The organism is Streptomyces sp. NPDC058955, from assembly GCF_042741435.1.
In the GTDB taxonomy this organism is placed as follows: domain Bacteria; phylum Actinomycetota; class Actinomycetes; order Streptomycetales; family Streptomycetaceae; genus Streptomyces.
The window spans coordinates 1-19,431 of sequence record NZ_JBHYKM010000048.1 but is presented as its reverse complement, the minus strand read 5'-3'; the positions used below and the strand labels follow the sequence as shown (position 1 = coordinate 19,431).

Annotated in this window: 16 protein-coding genes and 1 pseudogene; 7 read left to right on the top strand and 10 right to left on the bottom strand. The window is 74.2% G+C overall.

Annotation, left to right across the window (positions count from 1 at the left end; translation table 11 throughout):
• Positions 1-17: 17 nt before the first annotated feature.
• Together ACFW1I_RS19780 and ACFW1I_RS19775 are read right to left on the bottom strand one after the other, a co-directional pair.
• The gene (locus ACFW1I_RS19780; protein WP_384671496.1) at positions 18-1,166 is read right to left on the bottom strand and encodes an RICIN domain-containing protein; all 1,149 of its coding nucleotides are present in this window, start codon (positions 1,164-1,166) and stop codon (positions 18-20) included.
• Positions 1,167-1,252: 86 nt separating this feature from the next.
• On the bottom strand, positions 1,253-1,774 hold the full coding sequence (locus ACFW1I_RS19775; RefSeq protein ID WP_384671494.1) for a hypothetical protein: 522 nt from the start codon (positions 1,772-1,774) through the stop codon (positions 1,253-1,255).
• 286 nt (positions 1,775-2,060) lie between these two features.
• On the opposite strand from ACFW1I_RS19775, the gene ACFW1I_RS19770 reads away from it, so the two are divergent.
• Together ACFW1I_RS19770 and ACFW1I_RS19765 are read left to right on the top strand one after the other, a co-directional pair.
• Positions 2,061-3,035, top strand: a complete 975-nt coding sequence (locus tag ACFW1I_RS19770; RefSeq protein ID WP_384671492.1) for an AraC family transcriptional regulator — start codon at positions 2,061-2,063, stop codon at positions 3,033-3,035.
• A 309-nt stretch (positions 3,036-3,344) separates the two neighbouring features.
• Entirely contained in the window at positions 3,345-5,723 is a 2,379-nt protein-coding gene (locus tag ACFW1I_RS19765) for a trypsin-like serine protease (RefSeq protein ID WP_384671555.1), read from the top strand.
• 72 nt (positions 5,724-5,795) lie between these two features.
• Here ACFW1I_RS19765 and ACFW1I_RS19760 read toward each other — a convergent pair whose 3' ends face one another.
• The 4 genes and pseudogenes from ACFW1I_RS19760 to ACFW1I_RS19745 all read right to left on the bottom strand — a co-directional run.
• Positions 5,796-6,809, bottom strand: a complete 1,014-nt coding sequence (locus ACFW1I_RS19760; protein WP_384671490.1) for a TIGR03842 family LLM class F420-dependent oxidoreductase — start codon at positions 6,807-6,809, stop codon at positions 5,796-5,798.
• Between the two features lie 12 nt (positions 6,810-6,821).
• Positions 6,822-8,225 (bottom strand): dihydropyrimidinase, encoded by a 1,404-nt coding sequence (gene hydA / locus ACFW1I_RS19755; RefSeq protein WP_384671487.1) that lies wholly within the window; start codon positions 8,223-8,225, stop codon positions 6,822-6,824.
• Positions 8,226-8,244: 19 nt separating this feature from the next.
• Complete coding sequence (locus ACFW1I_RS19750; protein ID WP_384671484.1) at positions 8,245-9,528, bottom strand: aspartate aminotransferase family protein; 1,284 nt, start codon at positions 9,526-9,528, stop codon at positions 8,245-8,247.
• Positions 9,525-9,656: pseudogene (locus ACFW1I_RS19745) on the bottom strand (acyltransferase); the annotation flags it as partial. The gene ACFW1I_RS19750 and the pseudogene ACFW1I_RS19745, both read right to left, overlap by 4 nt.
• A gap of 108 nt (positions 9,657-9,764) precedes the next feature.
• On the opposite strand from ACFW1I_RS19745, the gene ACFW1I_RS19740 reads away from it, so the two are divergent.
• Positions 9,765-10,232, top strand: a complete 468-nt coding sequence (locus ACFW1I_RS19740; protein ID WP_384671482.1) for a transglycosylase family protein — start codon at positions 9,765-9,767, stop codon at positions 10,230-10,232.
• A gap of 4 nt (positions 10,233-10,236) precedes the next feature.
• On the opposite strand, the gene ACFW1I_RS19735 is transcribed toward ACFW1I_RS19740, so the two are convergent.
• The 3 genes from ACFW1I_RS19735 to ACFW1I_RS19725 are packed head-to-tail and all read right to left on the bottom strand — an operon-like array spanning position 10,237 to position 13,813.
• The gene (locus ACFW1I_RS19735; protein WP_384671480.1) at positions 10,237-10,899 is read right to left on the bottom strand and encodes an ATP-binding cassette domain-containing protein; all 663 of its coding nucleotides are present in this window, start codon (positions 10,897-10,899) and stop codon (positions 10,237-10,239) included.
• Positions 10,896-13,415: an ATP-binding cassette domain-containing protein gene (locus ACFW1I_RS19730; protein WP_384671478.1), complete on the bottom strand. Its 2,520-nt coding sequence runs from the start codon at positions 13,413-13,415 to the stop codon at positions 10,896-10,898. Before ACFW1I_RS19730 ends, ACFW1I_RS19735 begins: the two co-directional genes overlap by 4 nt.
• Positions 13,403-13,813, bottom strand: coding sequence for a hypothetical protein (locus ACFW1I_RS19725; protein ID WP_384671476.1), 411 nt, complete (start codon positions 13,811-13,813; stop codon positions 13,403-13,405). Before ACFW1I_RS19725 ends, ACFW1I_RS19730 begins: the two co-directional genes overlap by 13 nt.
• 133 nt (positions 13,814-13,946) lie before the next feature.
• On the opposite strand from ACFW1I_RS19725, the gene ACFW1I_RS19720 reads away from it, so the two are divergent.
• From ACFW1I_RS19720 to ACFW1I_RS19710, 3 genes are all read left to right on the top strand, one after another.
• Entirely contained in the window at positions 13,947-14,462 is a 516-nt protein-coding gene (locus tag ACFW1I_RS19720) for a hypothetical protein (RefSeq protein WP_384671473.1), read from the top strand.
• Positions 14,440-15,753 (top strand): ABC transporter substrate-binding protein, encoded by a 1,314-nt coding sequence (locus ACFW1I_RS19715; RefSeq protein ID WP_384671470.1) that lies wholly within the window; start codon positions 14,440-14,442, stop codon positions 15,751-15,753. Before ACFW1I_RS19720 ends, ACFW1I_RS19715 begins: the two co-directional genes overlap by 23 nt.
• A 64-nt stretch (positions 15,754-15,817) precedes the next feature.
• Positions 15,818-17,101 carry a glycosyltransferase gene (locus ACFW1I_RS19710; RefSeq protein ID WP_384671467.1) on the top strand — a complete coding sequence of 428 codons (1,284 nt, stop codon included), beginning with the start codon at positions 15,818-15,820 and terminating at the stop codon, positions 17,099-17,101.
• A 5-nt stretch (positions 17,102-17,106) separates the two neighbouring features.
• Here ACFW1I_RS19710 and ctaD read toward each other — a convergent pair whose 3' ends face one another.
• The gene (gene ctaD / locus ACFW1I_RS19705; protein ID WP_384671464.1) at positions 17,107-18,804 is read right to left on the bottom strand and encodes a cytochrome c oxidase subunit I; all 1,698 of its coding nucleotides are present in this window, start codon (positions 18,802-18,804) and stop codon (positions 17,107-17,109) included.
• 295 nt (positions 18,805-19,099) lie between these two features.
• On the opposite strand from ctaD, the gene ACFW1I_RS19700 reads away from it, so the two are divergent.
• Positions 19,100-19,315, top strand: coding sequence for an I78 family peptidase inhibitor (locus ACFW1I_RS19700; RefSeq protein WP_384671461.1), 216 nt, complete (start codon positions 19,100-19,102; stop codon positions 19,313-19,315).
• Positions 19,316-19,431: the final 116 nt, after the last annotated feature.

Sequence of the window (19,431 nt, the reverse complement as noted above, 5' to 3'; positions counted from 1 at the left end):
CGGTGGGCGGGAGTGCGTCAGAGGGTCCAGATCTGGTCGGCGTACTGGGCGTCGCACCCGACCTGGAGCACGCGGGCTCCCCACTCCGGGGTGCTCCACGGCACGTACATGCACTTGTCGGTCACGGAGTTGCGGATCTGGTAGCCGCCGGCGACCGGCACCAGCTGCCAGACCTGGTCGGCGAAGGCCGGGTTGCACTCGTACTGGGTGACGGGCGCGCCGTCCTGCGGGGTGCTCCACGAGACGAGGAGGCAGCGGCCGCTGTGGTGGTTGCGGATCTGGTAGCCGCCGCCGGCGACGGGCTCCAGCTTCCAGAGCTGATCGGCGTACTGCGGGTCGCAGTCGACCTGCTGGGCCGGGGCGCCGTTGTCGGTCGTGCGCCAGTTGACGTACGCGCAGCGCCGGCTCAGGACGTTCTGGAGGGAGGCGGTGGTGAGGCGGACGCTCCGCAGCCATTCCGCGAGGTCGTCGGCGCGGGCGGAGACGGCGCCGGTACGGGTCTCGGTGGCGGGCGCGCCGAGGCAGCCGCCCTGCCAGGAACGGGAGTTGACGGCGACGACCCTGCCCCCGGCGTCGAGCAGCGGGCCACCGGTGTCGCCCTTGCAGAGGACGTCGGCGCCCTTGCCGGTGACCGCCAGGGTGGTGGCGGTGGCCGAGTCGAGGGTGAAGGTGCCGGTGTGGGGGGTGTCGGGCACCCACTCGGTCTTCGTACGGCCGAAGCCGGTGGCGGTCAGTTCGGCGCCGGCCGCCGGGGTGAAGGCGGCCAGGGCGGCGGGCTCGATCCCGGTGGCGGGGGCGGCCAGGCGCACCAGGGCGGCGTCCCGGTCGGTGCGCGGGGCGATCTCGGTGATGTCGACGGTCCGGCCGTCGCCGAGCGTGGCGGTGGCCTTCAGGGCGGGCTTGCCCGCCGGGACGGTCGTGCCGGGCGTGGCGGCGAAGCAGCTCGTGGCGGTGAGCACCCAGAACCGGTCGACGAGCGTGCCCGAGCAGGCGCGGGAGTCGGTCTCGCCGCCGAGCTCGATCCGGACGGCGTGCGAGCGGGCGGCGGCACCGGCGTCGGGGCCGGTGACCGCCGTGGCGGGGGTGGCCGCCATCAGGCCGGTGGAGAGTGCGGCCATGGCCAGAAGGCCGGAGATCCGCGCGAGGTGCGGACGGAGTGCGGGCATGGGTTCTTCCTTGGGTGGAGGGCACGGATGCGCGGGCGAGTACCCCCGAGCGCGGGGGTGGCGGGGTGGCGGCGGTGACGGCGGCGTCACCGGCTCGTGCGGATCTCCATGAGCGTGAAGTCGCGGCCCTCCGGGTCGGTGGTCTCACCGACGGGGGTGAAGGTGTTCTTCTCGACGGTGACCGTCGTCTCCTCGGTCCCGACGGTCAGGTCGACCTCGGTCGCGTAGCTGTTGCCCTTGATGAGGTAGACCTTCGGGAGCTCCAGGGCCAGATAGCCCGTGGTGCCGGTGACCTTGAAGCAGATGATGTTCTTGTGCAGGCGGGACCGCACCTCCAGCAGGTCGCTGCCGCTGCCGCAGTCGGCGAGCGTGATGTGGCCGTCGCCGCGCTTGAGCGTGATGCCCCGCTCCGCGAGGATCTTGTCGGCGTTCGGGTAGGCGTAGTCCTCGATCGCGTAGCCGGGTCCCTCCTCGGCGACCACGGTCATCGCCGAGGAGTCCTGCGGGGCCGCCGCGCCGGAGGTCCCGCCGGCGAGCGTGAGCCAGACCAGGGCGCCCGCGCCCAGGGCCGTGGCGACAGTACGGACGATCGTCTTGCGTGCCTTCATCAGTGTCCCCGTGATCGGTTCCGGTCGATACGGGCTCCCCCCGGGAGCCCGCATCGACTTCTCGGCCGCTCACTTTTCCAACTCAGGGACGGCGGGGCATTGGCGCACGGTGCACAGTGTCTTGACGGGGAGTCCACGCACACCCCACCCACGGGGAGCGCCGAATCGGGCCATCAGGGCGTGCGGCAGGACCGCTTCGCCCCGATGCGCACCGAACCGCCAACGCCCGGAAAACCTTTCGCGGGGCCGCTCCGTCCGGTGTAGACCCGTCGCCATGCTGCCTGAGATGACCTTCCGCAGTGCCGACCTGCCGCCCGCCGACCGGTTCGACTGCTGGCGGACCCTCATGTCGGAGACTCATGCCCCCCTGGACATGCGGAGTGAGTACGCCGCCGATTTCCGGGTGACCCAGCGCACCATCTCGCTCGGCGACATCACCGTCTATCCGCTGGAATGCGATCCCCTCACGTTCCGCCGCACACCGAAGCTGATCGGGCAGTCGGACCCCGAGGCCTTTCACCTCTCGCTCGTCCGACGCGGGTCGGGGGTGGTGACCTCGGGGAAGGCGAGCATCGTGCACGGCCCGTTCACCTACCACACCAGCGACACCTCGCGCCCCTTCGAGATCACGTCCATCACGGAACCGATCGACGTCATCGGGGTCGAGATACCCAAGGCCCGCCTTCCGCTGCCCCCGCACACGGCCGGCCGGATCATCGGCAGGCACATCTCCGCGCGCCACGGAATGGGCGCCCTGCTGGCCACCTTCCTCAACCAGGTGACGTGTGACAGCCACTCCTACCAGCAGGCCGACGCCCCGCGCCTGAGCACCGTCCTGTCCGACCTCGTCGCCTCGGTCTTCGCCGGCGTCCTCGACGCGGACCGGTCCCTGACCCCGGAGACGCACCGCCGCACCCTGGCGCTGCGCATCATGGCCTTCATCGGAGCCCACGCCGACGACCCGCACCTGGACGTCCCCGCGATCGCGGCCGCCCACCACATCTCCGTGAGCTACCTGCACCGCCTGTTCCAGCAGGAGGGAGGCGGAGCGACGGCCGCGCTCTACCTGCAGAGGCAACGACTCGAACGGGCGCGGCGGGACTTGACCGACCCCCTGCACCAAGGGGTCCCCGTCCATGTCATCGCCGCCCGACGGGGCTTCAGCCACGCGTCCGCGTTCAGCCGGGCCTTCCGCGACGCGTACGGCCTGCCCCCCGCGACGTACCGAAGACAGACCTCGGCCGTCGGCGCGCGCGCCTGAGTCGACTGTCCGTCAAGCGGCTGTGCACCGACGGCCAATGCCCCGCCTTCCGTGAGTTGGAAGAGTGAGCGGCCGGACGAGCGGGCGCGACGGCGCCACCGTGGCACTTCACCGCGCGCGGCACACCCGTCCGTCCCCGAGCCCGCCACGCACCTCGTGAAGGAAGAAGACCCATGCCTGAAACCCGTCCGCGCCGGCAGCGGCCGGCGCCGAGGCTGACCGGCCTGGGGGGGGGGGGGCGCGCCCCCGGGCCGCCCGCGCCGGCCCCCCGGCGCCGCCGCGCCCCCCCCCCCCCCGCCCCCCCCCGGCCTGATCCCGAGCGGCTCCGCCCAGGCCCTCAGCGGCTCCGAGCCCGTCGGCGACCCGTACGCGTACGCCGCGAGGCTGGACGTCGGCGGCGAGGCCGACGGGCACTCCTGCTCCGCGACCCTGGTCGACGCCCGCTGGCTGCTGACCGCCGCGGCATGCCTGACCGCCAGGCCCGGCGACCCGATCACGGCGGGGCAGCCGCCGCTGAAGGCGACCGCGACCTTCACCGGCGGCCAGACCCGGGAGATCGTCGAGGTCTCCGCGAGCGCCGACGACCGCGACCTGGTCCTCGCCCGCCTGGCCACGCCCGTCACCGGCATCGCCCCCGTCAGACGCGCCGGCACGGCCCCCGCCACCGGCGCGGAACTGACGGCGGCGGGCTTCGGCCGTACGAGGACGGAGTGGGTCCCCGGCAGGCTCCACACCGGCACCTTCACCCTGGGCTCGGCCGCCGCCACGACCTTGGCGGTCACCGGCAAGGGAACCGACGCGCTCTGCAAGGGAGACGCGGGCGGCCCGCTCCTGAACGCGGCCGGCGAGCTGGTCGGCGTCAACTCCCGCTCCTGGCAGGGCGGCTGCCTGGGCGCTCCGGCCACCGAGACCCGTACCGGCGCCGTCTCGACCCGCACCGACGACCTCGGCACCTGGATCGACCGGATCACCGCGGTGCGCAACAGCTCGCAGGTGTCGGTCCTGGCCGGCGGCGGCGGAACGATGTGGTCGCAGTCCGGTGACCTGGGCTATGGGGAGTACGGGCAGGCCTGGGGCAAGGTCGACGGCCAGGACATCGCCCGGGTGACGAGCGTGCGCTCCGGCGAGTACCTGCGCGCGTACGGCATCGCCGGCGGCAGGGTGTACGGCCGCGACCTGAACACCCGCACGAACACCTGGTCCGGCTGGAACGAGATCCCCGGCGGTGCGGTCGGCACGCGGGACATCTCCGCCGCACTCGTCGGCAACGTGGTCCACCTCCAGATCGCGGGCGCGGACGGTGCGCTCCACACCCAGACCGGCGACTACACCGCCGGCCGCTGGAACACCGTGTGGACCCGGGTCGCCGCATCCGGTCTGACCAGCGTGACCAGCCTTCCGGTCGGCGAGACCGTACGCCTCTACGCCGTCGCCGACGGCCGCGTCCACGCCTTCGGCCTCGACACCCGCACCGGCACCTGGACCCACGGGGGCGAGGTCCCCGGCAACGCCGCGGGAGCCAAGGACATCGCCGCAAGCCTCGTCGGCGGCAACGTCGAGCTCCAGATCGTCGGCGGCGACGGCGCGGCCTGGATGCAGTACGGCAACTACGACGCCGGGCACTGGAACACGGTCTGGACCCGGGCGGGCGGCAGCGGCCTCACCCGCCTGAGCAGCAGCGCCGTCGGGAAGAGCGTCCACGTGTACGCGGTCGGCGCGTCCGGCAGGATCCTGAGCTCCACGCTCACCAGCGGCCCCGGCACCTGGACGCCCTGGAAGGAACTCCCGGGCACCCTCACGGGCACGACCGACGTGACCGCCACCGCCACCGCCGCGCCGTCCGAGGTCGCCCTGGCCGCGGCCGGCCAGGGCACACTGTGGAGCCGGCGGGGCGACCTGGCCACCGGTTCCCACGGTGACGGGTGGGCGCAGGTCGGCGGCACGGAGGTGACCCGTCTGACCAGCGTCACCGCCGGGCACCACGTCCGGTACTACGGCATCGCCGACGGCCGGGTGTACGCCCGCAGCCTCGACACCCGCACGCACACCTGGTCCGGCTGGCTGGAGGTCCCGGGCGGGGCGGTCGGCACGAGAGACATCTCGGCGGCGCTCGTCGGGAACGTCGTCCACCTCCAGATCGCGGGCGCGGACGGCGCGCTCCACGCCCAGACCGGCGACTACGACGCGGGGCGCTGGGACCCCACGTGGACCCGGGTCGGCGCCTACGGCGTGACCGGTGTGACCAGTGTGACGGCGGGCACGACCGTACGTACCTACGTCGTCGCCGAGGGCCGCGTCCACGCCCTCAGCCTCGACTCCCGCGCCGGCACCTGGTCCTACGGGGGCGAGGTCCCCGGCAACGCCTCGGGCGTCAAGGACATCGCGGCAAGCCTCGTCGGCGACAACGTCGAACTCCAGATCGTCGGCGCGAACAGCGGGCTGTGGATCCAGTACGGCAACTACGCCGCCGGCCACTGGAACCCCACCTGGACCGACGCCGGCGGCACCGGCCTCACCCGGGTGACCAGCACCCCGTCCGGCAGGAACGTCCACGTCTACACGACCGACACCACCGGCACGGTCCGCTCCTCCATCCTCGTGAGCGGCCCCGGCACCTGGACCCCCTGGAAGGAACTCCCGGGCACCCTCCCGGACACGGCCGACGTGACCGCCACCACCGTCCCGTAGCGGCGAGATGCCCATCCGGAGCACGTGGACGACCGTCGTCCCGCCGCTTCGGTGCCCGACCGGGCGACCGCGTCAGCGAAGCGCGGGGATGATGTCGGCGCCGTACGCGTCGATGGTGCCCTCCCGGTTGTCGTGCATGGCGTAGACGGCGAACTGGTCGACGCCGAGGTCCTTGAGCCGACGGAGCTTGTCGATGTGGGCTTCGGCGGGGCCGAGGAGGCAGAAGCGGTCGACGATCTCGTCGGGGACGAAGGTGGTGTCCGGGTTGTCGGCGCGGCCGTGGTGGGAGTAGTCGTAGCCCTGGCGGTCCTTGATGTACGCCGTCAGCTCCTCCGGCACCATGCCGGAGTGCTCGCCGTACTTGGCGACCAGGTCGGCGACGTGGTTGCCGACCATGCCGCCGAACCAGCGGCACTGGTCGCGGGCGTGGGCCAGAGCCTCCGGGGAGTCGTCGGCCGTGACGTAGGCGGGGGCCGCGACGCAGATCGTCAGGGCGTCGGGGTCGCGGCCCGCGTCGACGGCGGCCTGCCGCACCGCCTTGACCATCCACTCCGTCAGAAACGGGTCGGCCAGCTGGAGGATGAAGCCGTCGGCCTTCTGCCCGGCCAGGGCCAGGGCCTTGGGGCCGTAGGCCGCCATCCACACCGGCAGCTTGCCGTTCTTGATCCAGGGGATGCGGATCGGGTTGCCGTCCACGGTCGCCTCGCGGCCCTCCGCCAGGTCGCGGATGACCTCGATGGCCTCGCCCAAGCGGGCCAGGGTGTTGGGCTTGCGGCCGGCGACGCGCATCGCGGAGTCGCCGCGGCCGATGCCGCAGACGGTGCGGTTGCCGAACATGTCGTTGAGGGTGGCGAAGGTGGAGGCCGTCACCTCCCAGGTGCGCGTGCCCGGATTGGTCACCATCGGGCCGACGTGGAGCTTGGTGGTGTGTTCGAGGATCTGGCTGTAGATGACGAAGGGTTCCTGCCACAGCACGGCGGAGTCGAAGGTCCAGCCGTAGCGGAAGCCGTTGCGTTCCGCCCGGCGCATCAGGCCGACGACCTGCGAGGCGGGCGGGTCGGTCTGCAGGACGAGTCCGAAGTCCACTTCGGCGGCCTCCTAGTTCAGGTACTGACAGGTGGAGCGGGGGATGAAGGCGCCGTGGCCGGCGTGGCCGACGTACTTGCGCTGGTCGATGACGGGCTCGCCGCGCGAGAGGACGGTCTCGACCCGGCCGGTCACCGTCTTGCCCTCGTACGCCGAGTAGTCGACGTTCATGTGGTGGGTCTCGGCCGACAGCGTCTGGGTGGCGTGCGGGTCGTAGATGACGACGTCCGCGTCCGCGCCCGGCGCGATCGTGCCCTTCTGCGGGTAGAGGCCGAACATCCTCGCCGGGGTCGCGCAGGCGATCTCGATCCAGCGGCGGCGCGAGATGTGCCCGTCCACCACCGCCTGGTGGAGGAGGTCCATGCGGTTCTCCACCCCCGGCAGGCCGTTGGGGATCTTCGAGAAGTCCCCGCGCCCCAGCTCCTTCTGGCCGACGAAGCAGAACGGGCAGTGATCCGTGGAGACCACCTGGAGGTCGTTCGTACGCAGCCCGCGCCAGAGCGCCGCCTGGTGCTCCTTCGGCCGCAGGGGCGTGCTGCACACGTACTTGGCGCCCTCGAAGTCCGGCTCCGCCAGGTTGTCCGTCGACAGGAACAGGTACTGGGGGCAGGTCTCGCCGAAGACCGGCAGGCCCAGGTCCCGGGCCGCCGCCAGTTCGGCCACGGCCTCCTGGGCGGAGACGTGGACGACGTAGAGGGGGGAGCCGGCGACCCGGGATAGCTGGATCGCCCGGTGCGTCGCCTCCGCTTCGAGGAGCGCCTTGCGGACCTCGCCGTGGTAGCGCGGATCGGTCTCGCCCCGCGCCAGGGCCTGTTCCACGAGCACGTCGATCGCGATGCCGTTCTCGGCGTGCATCATGATCAGCCCGCCGGTGCCGGCCGCGACCTGCATGGCCCGCAGGATCTGCCCGTCGTCCGAGTAGAAGACGCCCGGGTAGGCCATGAAGAGCTTGAAGGAGGTGATGCCCTCCTGGATGAGGAGGGGCATCTCGCGCAGTGTGGCCGGCGTGACGTCCGACATGATCATGTGGAACGCGTAGTCGATCGCGCAGTTGCCGTCGGCCTTGGCGTACCAGGCGTCCAGGCCCTCGCGGAGGGGGCGGCCGACGGACTGGACGGCGAAGTCGACGACGGTGGTGGTGCCGCCCCAGGCGGCGGCGCGGGTGCCGGTCTCGAAGGTGTCGGAGGCGAAGGTGCCGCCGAAGGGCAGCTCCATGTGGGTGTGGGCGTCGACGCCGCCCGGGATGACGTAGCGGTCGGTGGCGTCGAGGACGCGGTCGGCGGTCCAGCCGGCCGCCGCGTCGGAGCCGTGGGCGGCGAGCGCGGCGATGCGGCCGTCCTGGACGAGGACGTCGGCGTGGAGTTCGTCGGAGGCGGTGACGACCAGGCCGCCCCGGATGAGGGTTCGGGTGCTCACGGGACTACTCCCCTGCCAACTAGAGGGTTCTGAGGGCCTGTTCGAGGATCGCGGCGCCCTCTTCGGCCTCGGCGACGGTGAGGGAGAGCGGGGGCGCGACGCGCAGGGCGCTGGTGTCGTGGCCGCCGCCCTTGCCGATGAGGAGGCCGCCGTCGCGGGCCGCCTCCAGGACGGCGGAGGCCGCTTCGGGGGCGGCGCGTCCGGTGACGGGGTCGGCGAGCTCGATGCCGATCATGAGGCCGCGGCCCCTGATCTCGCGGACGGTGTCGACGCCCGCGGCGGCGGCCCGGAGCCGCTCGATGAGGAGGCCGCCGACCCGGCGGGCGTTGCCCTGGAGGTCGTGGTCGAGGAGGTAGCCGAGGTTGGCGAGGCCCGCGGCCATGGTGACGGGCGAACCGCCGAAGGTGGAGATGGAGTTGGCGTCGAGGCAGTTCATGATCTCGGAGCGGGCGACCACCCCGCCGATCGCCATGCCGTTGCCGATGCCCTTGGCGAAGGTGAGCAGGTCGGGCGGTCCGGCCTGGGCGTGCGCCTGCCAGCCCCAGAAGTGGTCGCCGGTGCGGCCCCAGCCGGTCTGCACCTCGTCGGAGATCCAGAGGATGCCGTGTCGGTCGAGGACCCGGCGGAAGGCGGCGTAGAGGCCGTCGGGCGGGGAGGTGAAGCCGCCGACGCCCTGGACGGGCTCGGCGATGAGGGCCGCCACTCCCGAGCGGGTCTGGCCGAGCAGGTCCTCCAGGTCGGCGACGGCGGCCTCGGTGAAGCGCTCGTCGGTGAGCCCGGCGAAGGGGCCCCTGCTCCGGACCGCGCCGTGCACGTACAGGGTCTGGAGCGGGGAGAGGCCGGTGGGCGACCAGGTGCGGTTGCCGGTGACGCCGACGGTGGAGAAGGAGCGGCCGTGGTAGCTGTTGCGCATCGCCAGGATCTGGTTCGAGCGGCGGTACGCGGTGGCGAGGAGCAGGGCCGTGTCGTTGGCCTCGGTGCCGGAGGTGGTGAAGAAGACGCGGGCGTCGGGGATGCCGGAGAGGGTGGCGATCCGCTCGGCGAGCTCCACCATCGGCCGGTTGAGGTAGAGCGTGGAGGAGTGGACGATCCGGCCGGCCTGTTCGGCGACCGCCTTGGTGACCTCGGGGAGGGCGTGGGCGGTCATGGTGGTGAGGATGCCGCCGAAGAAGTCCAGGTAGCGGCGGCCGTCGGCGTCCCAGACGTACCGGCCCTCGCCGTGGGTGATCTCGATCGGCTCGTCGTAGTAGAGGGCGAGCCAGTCGGGGAGGACGGAACGGTGGCGGGCGTACAGGCTGTTCACGGTCGGACCAGCCCGTCGTACGCGTCGGGGCGGCGGTCCCGGTAGAAGGCCCACTGCTGCCGGACCTCCTCGATGAGGCCGAAGTCCAGGTCGCGGACGACGAGTTCCTCCTCCTTGTCGGAGGCGAGGGGGGGGCCGCGCCCGCCCCGCGGGGGGGCGCGGCCCCCGCCGGGGCGGCGGGGGGGGCGGCCCCGGGCGCCACGACCGGCGCGGGCGCCGGGGAGGGCACCGGGGCCGTGCCCCCGCCGCCGTCGGCGGGACCGGCGGGCGTGCCCGCCTACGCCTGCGCCGAGGACCAGTGGCCGTGGGGCTGCGTCGCCGAGTGCGAGAGCAGCGGGCGCTGGGACGTCAACACCGGCAACGGCTACTACGGCGGGCTGCAGTTCTGGCAGCCCACCTGGATCGAGTTCGGCGGCCTGAAGTTCGCCCGCCGCGCCGACCTGGCCACCCGTCAGCAGCAGATCACCGTCGCCGAGGACGTCCTGCGCGTGCAGGGCTGGGGCGCCTGGCCCGTCTGCTCCAAGCGGTACGGGCTCAGCGGCCGCGTCCACACCGTGCAGGCCGGCGACACCCTCGGCGGCATCGCCCGCCGCTTCTCGGTCAAGGGCGGCTGGCAGCGCCTGTACGAGGCCAACAAGGACGTCATCGGCCCGGACCCGAACCGGCTGTACGTCGGCACGATGCTGCGGATCGCGCCGCTCTGAGCCGTCAGCGGGCCCGCCGCTCCGCCGCCTCGCCGCTGAACACGCGGGTCCCGCGGCGGAGTTCGTGCACCAGGGTGCCGGGCGGCAGTCCGTCCGGCACCCGCTGCTCGGCCAGCACCACCGCGGCGCCGTCCCGCACGGCGAGCGCGGCGAGCAGCGCGTACGTGTCGGCGGCGACGGGCGGCGCCATGCCCAGGACCGGCTCGTCCACCAGCACCACCCGGGCCGGCCGCAGCAGCGCCCGGGAGACCGCCAGCATCCGCCGCTCCCCGCCGGACAGCGTCCCCGCCGTCCGGGACAGCAGCGGGACGAGCGCGGGGTACGGGGGCGGGGCGTCCTCCGGGGCCCCGCCCCGCCCCGCGAGCGCCAGGTTCTCGGCGACCGTCAGGCCCTCGTACACCGCGCCCCGGTCCGGCACGAAGCAGAGCCCGCGGCGGGAGCGGTCGTGCGGCGGCAGCGCGGTCACGTCCTCGCCGCGCCAGACGACCCGGCCCGCGGCGAGCCGGACCGTCCCCGCGAGCGCGCGCAGCGCCGTGCTGCGGCCGGCGCCGTTCCGGCCCGTCAGGACCGTCACCGTGCCTGCCGGGACCGGCAGGTCCAGGCCGTGCAGGGCCTCCAGGGGGCCGTAGCGGACCCGGGCGCCGCACAGTTCCATCTCCACGCTCACGGCCCGAGCCTCCCGCCCGCCATCGTGTGGACGGTGCGGGCCACGGCCGCGACGACGTCCCGGTCGTGCTCCACCACCAGGACGGTCAGGCCGTCGGCGGCGAGCGCGGCCAGCAGCCGGGACAGGGCCTCCGTCTCGGCCGTGTCCAGGCCCGCCGCCGGCTCGTCCAGGAGCAGCGTGTGCGGGCGGCCGGCCAGCGCCCGGGCCAGCTCGACCCGGCGCAGGACGCCGGTGGGGAGGTCCCCGGCGGACAGCGCGCGCAGGGGGCCGGCGAGTCCGGTCAGGCGCAGGGCGCGCTCGGTCGCGGCGGCGGGGTCGGGGGTGCGGTCGGCGCCCACGCGGACGTTCTCCTCCACGGAGAGGGACGGGAAGACGGCCGGCTGCTGGAACGTCCGGGCGATGCCGCGCCGGGCCCGGACGTGCGCGGGGCGGCCCGTGATGTCCTCGCCGTCCAGCAGGACCCGGCCGCGGCGGGGGCGCGCGGCGCCGGCCAGGCAGTCGAAGAGCGTGCTCTTCCCGGCCCCGTTCGGCCCGACCACGGCGGTGACCTGGGCACCGGGCAGCACGATCCCGACCCCCCGCAGCGCCGTCACCCCGCCGGGGTGCGCGAACCACAGGCCCTCGGCACGGAGCCGTGGGGGCGGGTGCGAGGGCGGCGGCGGGCGGGTGCGGGTGCCCGTGCGGGGCGGTGCGGGGCCGTCGCCGGCGGGCGGGGGGTGGGGCGCGTGGGGTGCGTGGGATGTGCGGGGTGTGCGGGGGCGGGTGAGGAGGGTGGTCAGGGGTGGGAGGCGGGGGGTCCGGGCGGCCAGGAGGCCGATCAGGAGGGCCGCCGCGCCCGCCGGGCCCGCCGTGTCGAGGGTGAGGAGGAGGGGGGCCGCCAGGAGCGGGGTGAGGAGGTGGTCCGCGCCCAGGGTCACCACCGCGGCGAACCAGAGGAGGCCGCGGAGGGGGTCGTAGGCCGTGGGGTCGAAGGCTTCGGTGCCCATGGCGAGGAGGCCGCCGCCGAGCCCGGCCAGGGCCGCGGCCAGGGCGAAGGCGAGGAGCTTCAGGCGGGTCGCCGCGACCCCCGCCGCCTCCGCGGCCCGCTCGTGGTCGCGGAGGGCCGCCAGCGCGCGGCCGGTGCGGCCCCGGCGCAGGCCCGCCACCAGGAGCAGGGCGGCCGCGAGGAGCAGGAGTTCCAGGACGTAGTAGGCGCGGTCGGTCGTGAAGGGCGCGGGGCGGGTGGGGGCCGGGAGGCCCGCCGTGGCGTACGGCTGGGCGAGGACGAAGCGGCTCACCGCCACGCCGACCGCGAGGGTCGCCAGCGCCAGCGCGAGGCCGTGGCGGCGGATCGCCGGTCCGGCGGTCAGCAGCCCCGCCGCCCCGGCCAGCGGCACCGCGAGCGCCAGCGCCGCCAGGGGCGGGAGCCCGGCCGCCGTCAGCAGGGCGGTGAAGAGGGCGCCGAGGCCCGCGTACGCCGCCTGGCCCAGGGCGATCTGGCCCGCGCGGCCGGTGACCACGACCAGCGAGAGGAGGACGATCGCCAGGGCCGGGACCTGCACCGCCGTGCGCAGGTCGGGGCCGGCGACGGCCAGGGGGAGGAGCAGGCAGCCGGCGGCGAGCGCCCACACGGCCGGCGGGGTGCGGCCCGCGCGCGGCGCCGGCGGCAGCGCGTCGTGCCCCCTGCCGCCGACGCCCGGCAGGACCAGCGCGGCGACCAGCAGCGCGATCACGAACAGGTTCGCGCCCACCGCCCGGACCAGCGGCTCCGCCCAGCCCTCCGGGTGGAAGCGGGTCAGCTGGGCCTGGGTCACCCCGATGAGCAGCGCCGCGCCGATCGCGACCGGCAGCGACCGCATCCGGGCGATGACCGCGACCGCCATCACCTCCACCACGAGCAGCGGCAGCCCGTACGGGTCGAGCCGGACGTACGGGGCGAGCAGCACGCCCGTCAGCCCGGCGGTGCACGCGCCGAACGCCCAGCCGGCCGCCGCGATCCGGTCCGCGTCGATCCCGGCGAGGACCGCGAGCCGCCGGTTGTCGACCACGGCCCGCAGCTCCCGCCCGAAGCGGGTCCACCGGGTCACCGCCGTCACCAGGCAGGCCACCGCCACCACCGCGGCGAGCTGGAGCCACGGGTCGTCGCCGAGCAGCACCGGCGCGTCGTCGCGGGCCCCCGGGCCCCAGAGCAGCACCGCCGCGCCGACGAGGAGGACGAAGACGCCGGTCGAGGCGACCAGGGCGCGGGCCGGGTCGGTGCCGGACCGGGCCGCCGGGCGGAAGACGGCCCGGTCGAGGAGGAGGCCGAGGGCGGGGGCCACGACCAGGAGGGTGACCAGGGCGGCCGGCCACAGCGGCCACCCCCACACGACCACCAGCTGCCGGAGGACGTACGCGCAGAGCATGGCCTCCGCGCCGTGCGCCAGGTTCAGCACCCCGGTCGCCCGGTGGGTGACGATCAGGCCGATGCCGGTGAGCGCCGCCGCGCTGCCGACCGCGAGGCCGGCCAGCGTCAGCTCGTACGTCAGGGAGGCCACGGTTCACACACCGGGCAGGGCGCGAGGGCGGGGTCCCCGGCGGCCGGCACCGCGTCCGGCCGGTCCGCCACCAGCGGGCAGTCCGGGCGGTGCGCCAGCGTGCCGCCGGGGACGCGCAGCGGCGGGCCGCCGGAGGAGGGCGGCGGAGGGAGCGCCGTGTCGGGGGCCGGCTCCGGCCCGGGGGCGGCGGGCGGCGGGCCGGCCCGGGCCGCCGCCGCGACGAGCACCGCGCCCGCGACGACGAGCGCCGCGCCCGGCACCGTGCAGGAGGCCAGATAGGGCAGCTGGCGTTCGGCGAAGCGCTCGCCCGAGATCCCGTACCAGCCGAGGACGCACAGCAGCGCGCCCCCGGCGGCGGCCGCCAGACCGCCCCACAGCAGGAACCGCGCCGTCGGCACGAGGGGCCTCCCTCGCCACGCTCCTTCGGTCCTTTCCTCGACTATGCCCCGTATTCTTGCGCTCCGCCCCGTATCGTCCGACCCTGGAACCATCAGGCCGTACGGCCCGCACGCACATCCGGTGGTGAGCCAGATGGTTCTCAGGCGACGAGCGGCCGCCCTCGCGGCCACGGCGGTGCTCCTCCTCACCCCGGCCGTCGCGGCCTGCTCGGACGACGAACCCGCGACCGGCAACCAGGTCACCTCCACCGCGCCGCCCGGCATGACGGCCCAGCCGCCCGGCGCCGGGGAACCGGACGACCCGGCCGCCGCGAAGGCGGAGATCACCCGGAACTGGACGGCCTTCTTCGACCCCGACACCCCGGCCGCCGAGCGGGTGGAGCTGCTGGAGAACGGCGAGGAGATGCGGGACGTCCTCGCCGCCTTCGCCGACAACCCGCAGGCCGCGGCGACCACCGCGAAGGTCACCGGCGTCGCCTTCACCTCCGCGAGCGGCGCGGACGTCACCTACGACCTGCTGGTCGGCGGCAACCCGCTGCTGCCCGACTCCCGGGGCACCTCGGTGCTCCAGGACGACACCTGGAAGGTCTCCGTGAAGACCCTGTGCGGCCTGGTGAAGCTGAGCGGTGTCACCGTCGAAGGCTGCTGAGACGGCCGCGGCGCGGCTCCCGGCCCTGCTGCTCGCCCTGCTCCTCGCCCTCCTCGCGGGCTGCGGCAGCCGGCTCCCGGAACGCGCCTTCGAGACGCGGCCCACCGCCCACCCCTCCGGCGGTGAGCCGCTCCGCGTCGGCATCATCACCAGCGCCACCAGCCCCGTCGGTGGCGCCGCCCTCACCGGCCCGCGCGACGGCGCCCTCGCCTGGTTCGACGCCCTGAACGCCGCCGGCGGCCTCGACGGGCGCCGGGTCGAGGTCGAGACCTGCGACGACGGCGGCAGCGGCGTCGGCAACACCGCCTGCGTCCACGAACTCCTCGACGAGCGGAAGGTCTTCGCCCTCGTCGCCACCACCGCCCTCGACTACGCCGGCGCCCCGCTCGTCGCCCGCGCCGGGGTGCCCGACATCGGCGGCCAGCCCCTCACCCCCGCCTACGAGACCCACCCCCACCTCTACTCCCTCTACGGCAGCTCCGCCCCGCGCACCGGCGACGCGCCCGGCTGGGACGGCACCCTGTACGGCGGGACCGAGGTCTACCGGTGGTTCGCGCGCGAACGCGGGGCGCGGACCGCCGCCGTCGTCTCCTACGACCAGCCCGCCTCCGCCGCCTACGCCCGGCTCGTCGAGCGGGGGCTGCGCGCCGAGGGGTACCGGGTGGTGACCGAGCGCGTCGACTTCGTCCTGCCCGACTTCCGGGCGGTCGCCGCCGATCTGCGCGAACGCCGGGTGGACCTGGTGTTCGACGCGCTGGACGCGCACGGCAACACCCGGCTGTGCGAGGCGATGGAGGCGCTCGGCGTCCGGGTCGACGCCAAGGTGACGAACGTGCAGAACTGGTCCTCCGCCGTGCCGGGCGCCTACGCCGACGCGCCGGGCTGCCGCGACTCCCTCTGGGTGACCGGGTCGAGCCGCAACTTCGACGACACCGGCCACCCGGCGGTCCGCGCCTTCCGGGACGCCATGGGGGAGCGGGAGCTGTCCCAGTGGCAGCTGGAGGGCTGGGCGGCCGCCATGTGGTTCACCGACGCGGCCCGCTCCTGCCTGGCCCGCCCCGACGGGGGCGGACTCACCCGGACGTGCGTCGAGGCGTACCTGGAACGGCCCGAACCGTACACCGCCCGGGGGTTGCTGCTGCCGGTCCGCTTCGAGCACCTGGAGCGGCCGCCCGCCATCCGCGAGACCTGCCTCTCCGTGGCCCGCTGGCGGGACGGACACGGCTGGGAGAGCCAGGGCGAGATGACCCGGAACTGCGCCACCGTCCCCCAGCTCGGTTACCGGCCGTGAGGACGGGGGCCGCCGGAGCAGTACAGTCGCCCCGACCGACCAACTGACCGGGGGGAACCGGCAGATGCGCATCTCCTTCCTGCTCCACAACGGCTACCACTACGGCGGCACGATCCGGACCACCTTCACCCTCGCCGAACAACTGGCGGAACGTCACGAGGTGGAGATCGTCTCGGTGTTCCGCCACCGCGACCGCCCCCGCCTCGGCCTCCCGTCCGGGGTGACCCTCCGTCACCTCGTCGACCTGCGGGCGGACGGGCCGGGTTACGACGGCGACCACCCCGACTTCCACCGCCCCGCCCGGGTCTTCCCGCGCGGCGACGGACGCTGGAAGCAGTACAGCGCGCTGACCGACGCGCGGATCGGGGAGCACCTGCGCGGGGTGGAGGCCGACGTCCTCGTCGGCACCCGGCCGGGGCTCAACGTCCACCTGGCCCGGCAGGCCGGGCCAGGGCCCGTGCTCGTCGCCCAGGAACACCTGATCCTCGACGGGCACAGCCGCCGGCTGCGCCGGGACATCGCCCACGAGTACGCGCTGCTCGACCTCGTCACCACCGTCACCGAGGCGGACGCCCGCGCCTACCGGCGGCTCCGGCTGCCGGACGCGGTCCGCGTCGAGGCCGTGCCGAACAGCGTGCCCGCCCCCGCCGTCCCGCCCGCCGACCCGTCCGCCCGGGTGGTCGTCGCGGCCGGCCGGCTGACCCGGGTGAAGCGCTACGACGTCCTCGTCGACGCCTTCGCCGAGGTCGCCGCCGACCACCCGGACTGGAGCCTGCGGATCTACGGCAGCGGGGACGCCGTGCAGGACCTGCGGGGCCCGCTGGCCCGGCAGATCGAGGCGCGCGGGCTCGGCGGGCAGGTCCGGCTGATGGGCCAGGTCCACCCGATGGAGCCGGAGTGGGCGAAGGGCTCCATCGCGGCCGTGACCTCCGAGCGGGAGGCCTTCGGCATGACGATCGTGGAGGCCATGCGGTGCGGGCTGCCGGTGGTCGCCGCGGACTGCCCGCACGGGCCGCGCGAGATCGTCGAGGACGGGGTGGACGGGCGGCTCGTGCCCGTCGGCGACCCCGGCGCCGTCGCCCGGGCGCTGCGCGAGCTGATGGACGACGAGGAGCTGCGGGCCAAGGCCGGCCGGGCGGCCCTCGCGGCGGCGGAACGCTTCGACCCGGCGCGGATCGCCGCGCGCCACGAGGAGCTGTGGAGCGGTCTGCTGGCCCGTGGCGCGACCCGCCGCAGCCACTCCCCGGCGGCCGTCGCCCGGCACGCCTGGACGGGCCGCGCGGTCGACGCCGTGTACACCGCCAAGGCGGCGGCGGGCCGCACCCTGCGCCGCCTCGGCCTGCGCTGAGGGGGTCAGGGGAGCCGCCGCCGGTTCCGCCGGCCCGGCGGCGGGCTCGCGACCCGCATCCGCTCGTAGTCGGCGAACTCCGGGTGGTGCAGGTCGAAGGCGGGGGACTCGGAGCGGATCCGGGGCACCTCCGCGAAGTTGTGCCGGGGCGGCGGGCAGGAGGTGGCCCACTCCAGGGAGCGCCCGAAGCCCCACGGGTCGTCCACCTCCACCCGGGGTGCGTACCGCCAGGTCCGCCACACGTTGTACAGGAACGGCAGGGTGGAGATCCCGAGCAGGAAGGCGCCGATCGACGAGAGGCTGTTGAGCGCGGTGAAGCCGTCGGCGGCCAGGTAGTCGGCGTACCGCCGGGGCATGCCCTCCGCGCCCAGCCAGTGCTGGACGAGGAAGGTCAGGTGGAAGCCGGTGAAGAGGGTCCAGAAGTGGACCTTGCCGAGCCGTTCGTCGAGCAGCTTGCCGGTGAACTTCGGCCACCAGAAGTGGAAGCCGGCGAAGGTCGCGAAGACGACCGTGCCGAAGACCGTGTAGTGGAAGTGGGCGACGACGAAGTACGAGTCGGTGACGTGGAAGTCCATCGGCGGCGAGGCCAGGATCACCCCGGTCAGCCCGCCGAAGAGGAAGGACACCAGGAAGCCGGTCGCCCACAGCATCGGGGTCTCGAAGGAGAGCGAGCCCCGCAGCATGGTCCCCGTCCAGTTGAAGAACTTCACCCCGGTCGGCACCGCGATCAGGAAGGAGAGGAAGGAGAAGAACGGCAGCAGCACCGCCCCGGTCGCGAACATGTGGTGCGCCCAGACCACCACCGACAGGCCGGTGATCGTCATGGTGGCGGCGACCAGGCTCAGGTACCCGAAGATCGGCTTGCGCGCGAAGACCGGGATGATCTCGCTGATGATGCCGAAGAACGGCAGGGCGATGATGTAGACCTCGGGGTGGCCGAAGAACCAGAAGAGGTGCTGCCAGAGCAGCGCCCCGCCGTTGCCGGGGGCGAAGACCAGCGCCCCGAAGCGCCGGTCGGCCTCCAGGCAGAGCAGCGCCGCCGCGAGCACCGGGAAGGCGACGAGCACCAGGATCGTGGTGAACAGGACGTTCCAGGTGAAGATCGGCATCCGGAACATGGTCATGCCGGGGGCCCGCATCCCGATGATGGTGGCGAGGAAGTTCACCGAGGCGAGGATCGTGCCGAAGCCGGAGAGCGCGAGCCCCATGATCCACAGGTCGGCGCCGATCCCGGGGGAGCGTTCGGCGCTGTTCAGCGGCGCGTAGGCGGTCCAGCCGAAGTCGGGCGGCCCGTCCGGGGTGAGGAAGGAGCCGACCACCATCAGCCCGCCGAACAGGAACAGCCAGTACGAGAACATGTTGAGGCGCGGGAAGGCGACGTCGGGCGCGCCGATCTGCAGCGGCACCAGCTCGTTGGCGAAGCCGGCGAAGGTCGGGGTGGCGAAGAGCAGCAGCATGATCGTGCCGTGCTGGGTGAACGCCTGGTTGAACTGCTCGTTGGAGAGGTACTGGAGGCCGGGGCGGGCCAGCTCCGCCCGCATCGCCATCGCCAGCAGACCGCCGAAGAGGAAGAAGACGAACGACGTCGCCAGATAGAGGTGACCGATCTTCTTGTGGTCGGTGGTGGTCAGCCAGTCGATCAGGATCCGGCCATGCCGCTGCCGTGCCGATTCGGCCGTGGTGGTCGCCGCCTCGGTGCTCATCGGTGCCTCCGCCCCGTGTTCCGGTTCTCCGGCGTCCGATCAGCGTAAGCATTGTGTAAGGGAACGGTGAGGGAGCCGCGCGCGGCCTCCCGCATATTTCGCCGGTTGGCCCCGGGGGGCGGAATTCGGCCCGGCGGGGAAAACGTCCCGAACAGTTCGTGCGAACCTCCGGCCGCCTTTTCGAATTACCGGAGAAACGGCCGGGAACATGGTCTCCGTCACGTGCCCGGCGACCGCCGCGACTGTCGGGAAGTTGTGACGCAAGCGTGACCGCGAGGGGACTAACGTGAACCCCATGGCACCCATACCGCGCATCCCCGAACCGCCCCGAGACGCGCCCGAGTCCTATGTGGGCCTCGACGCGGACGGCGCCGCCCGGCTCGCCAGGACCCGTGGCTGGCGCGTCGTCCGGACCCTGCCGCCCGGCGCCGTCGTCACCATGGAGTACGTCGACGGACGCCTCAACTTCGAGGTCGCGGACGACACCGTCACCCGCTGCTGGATCGGCTGACGCCGGACGCGGGCTCGGGGGGGCGCGCCGCCGGTGCGGGGCGGGCGCGCGGGGGGGGGGCGAGGGGGCTCGGAGACACAGCGGACGCGGCGGCGGCCGGGCCGGGGGGGGCTCGC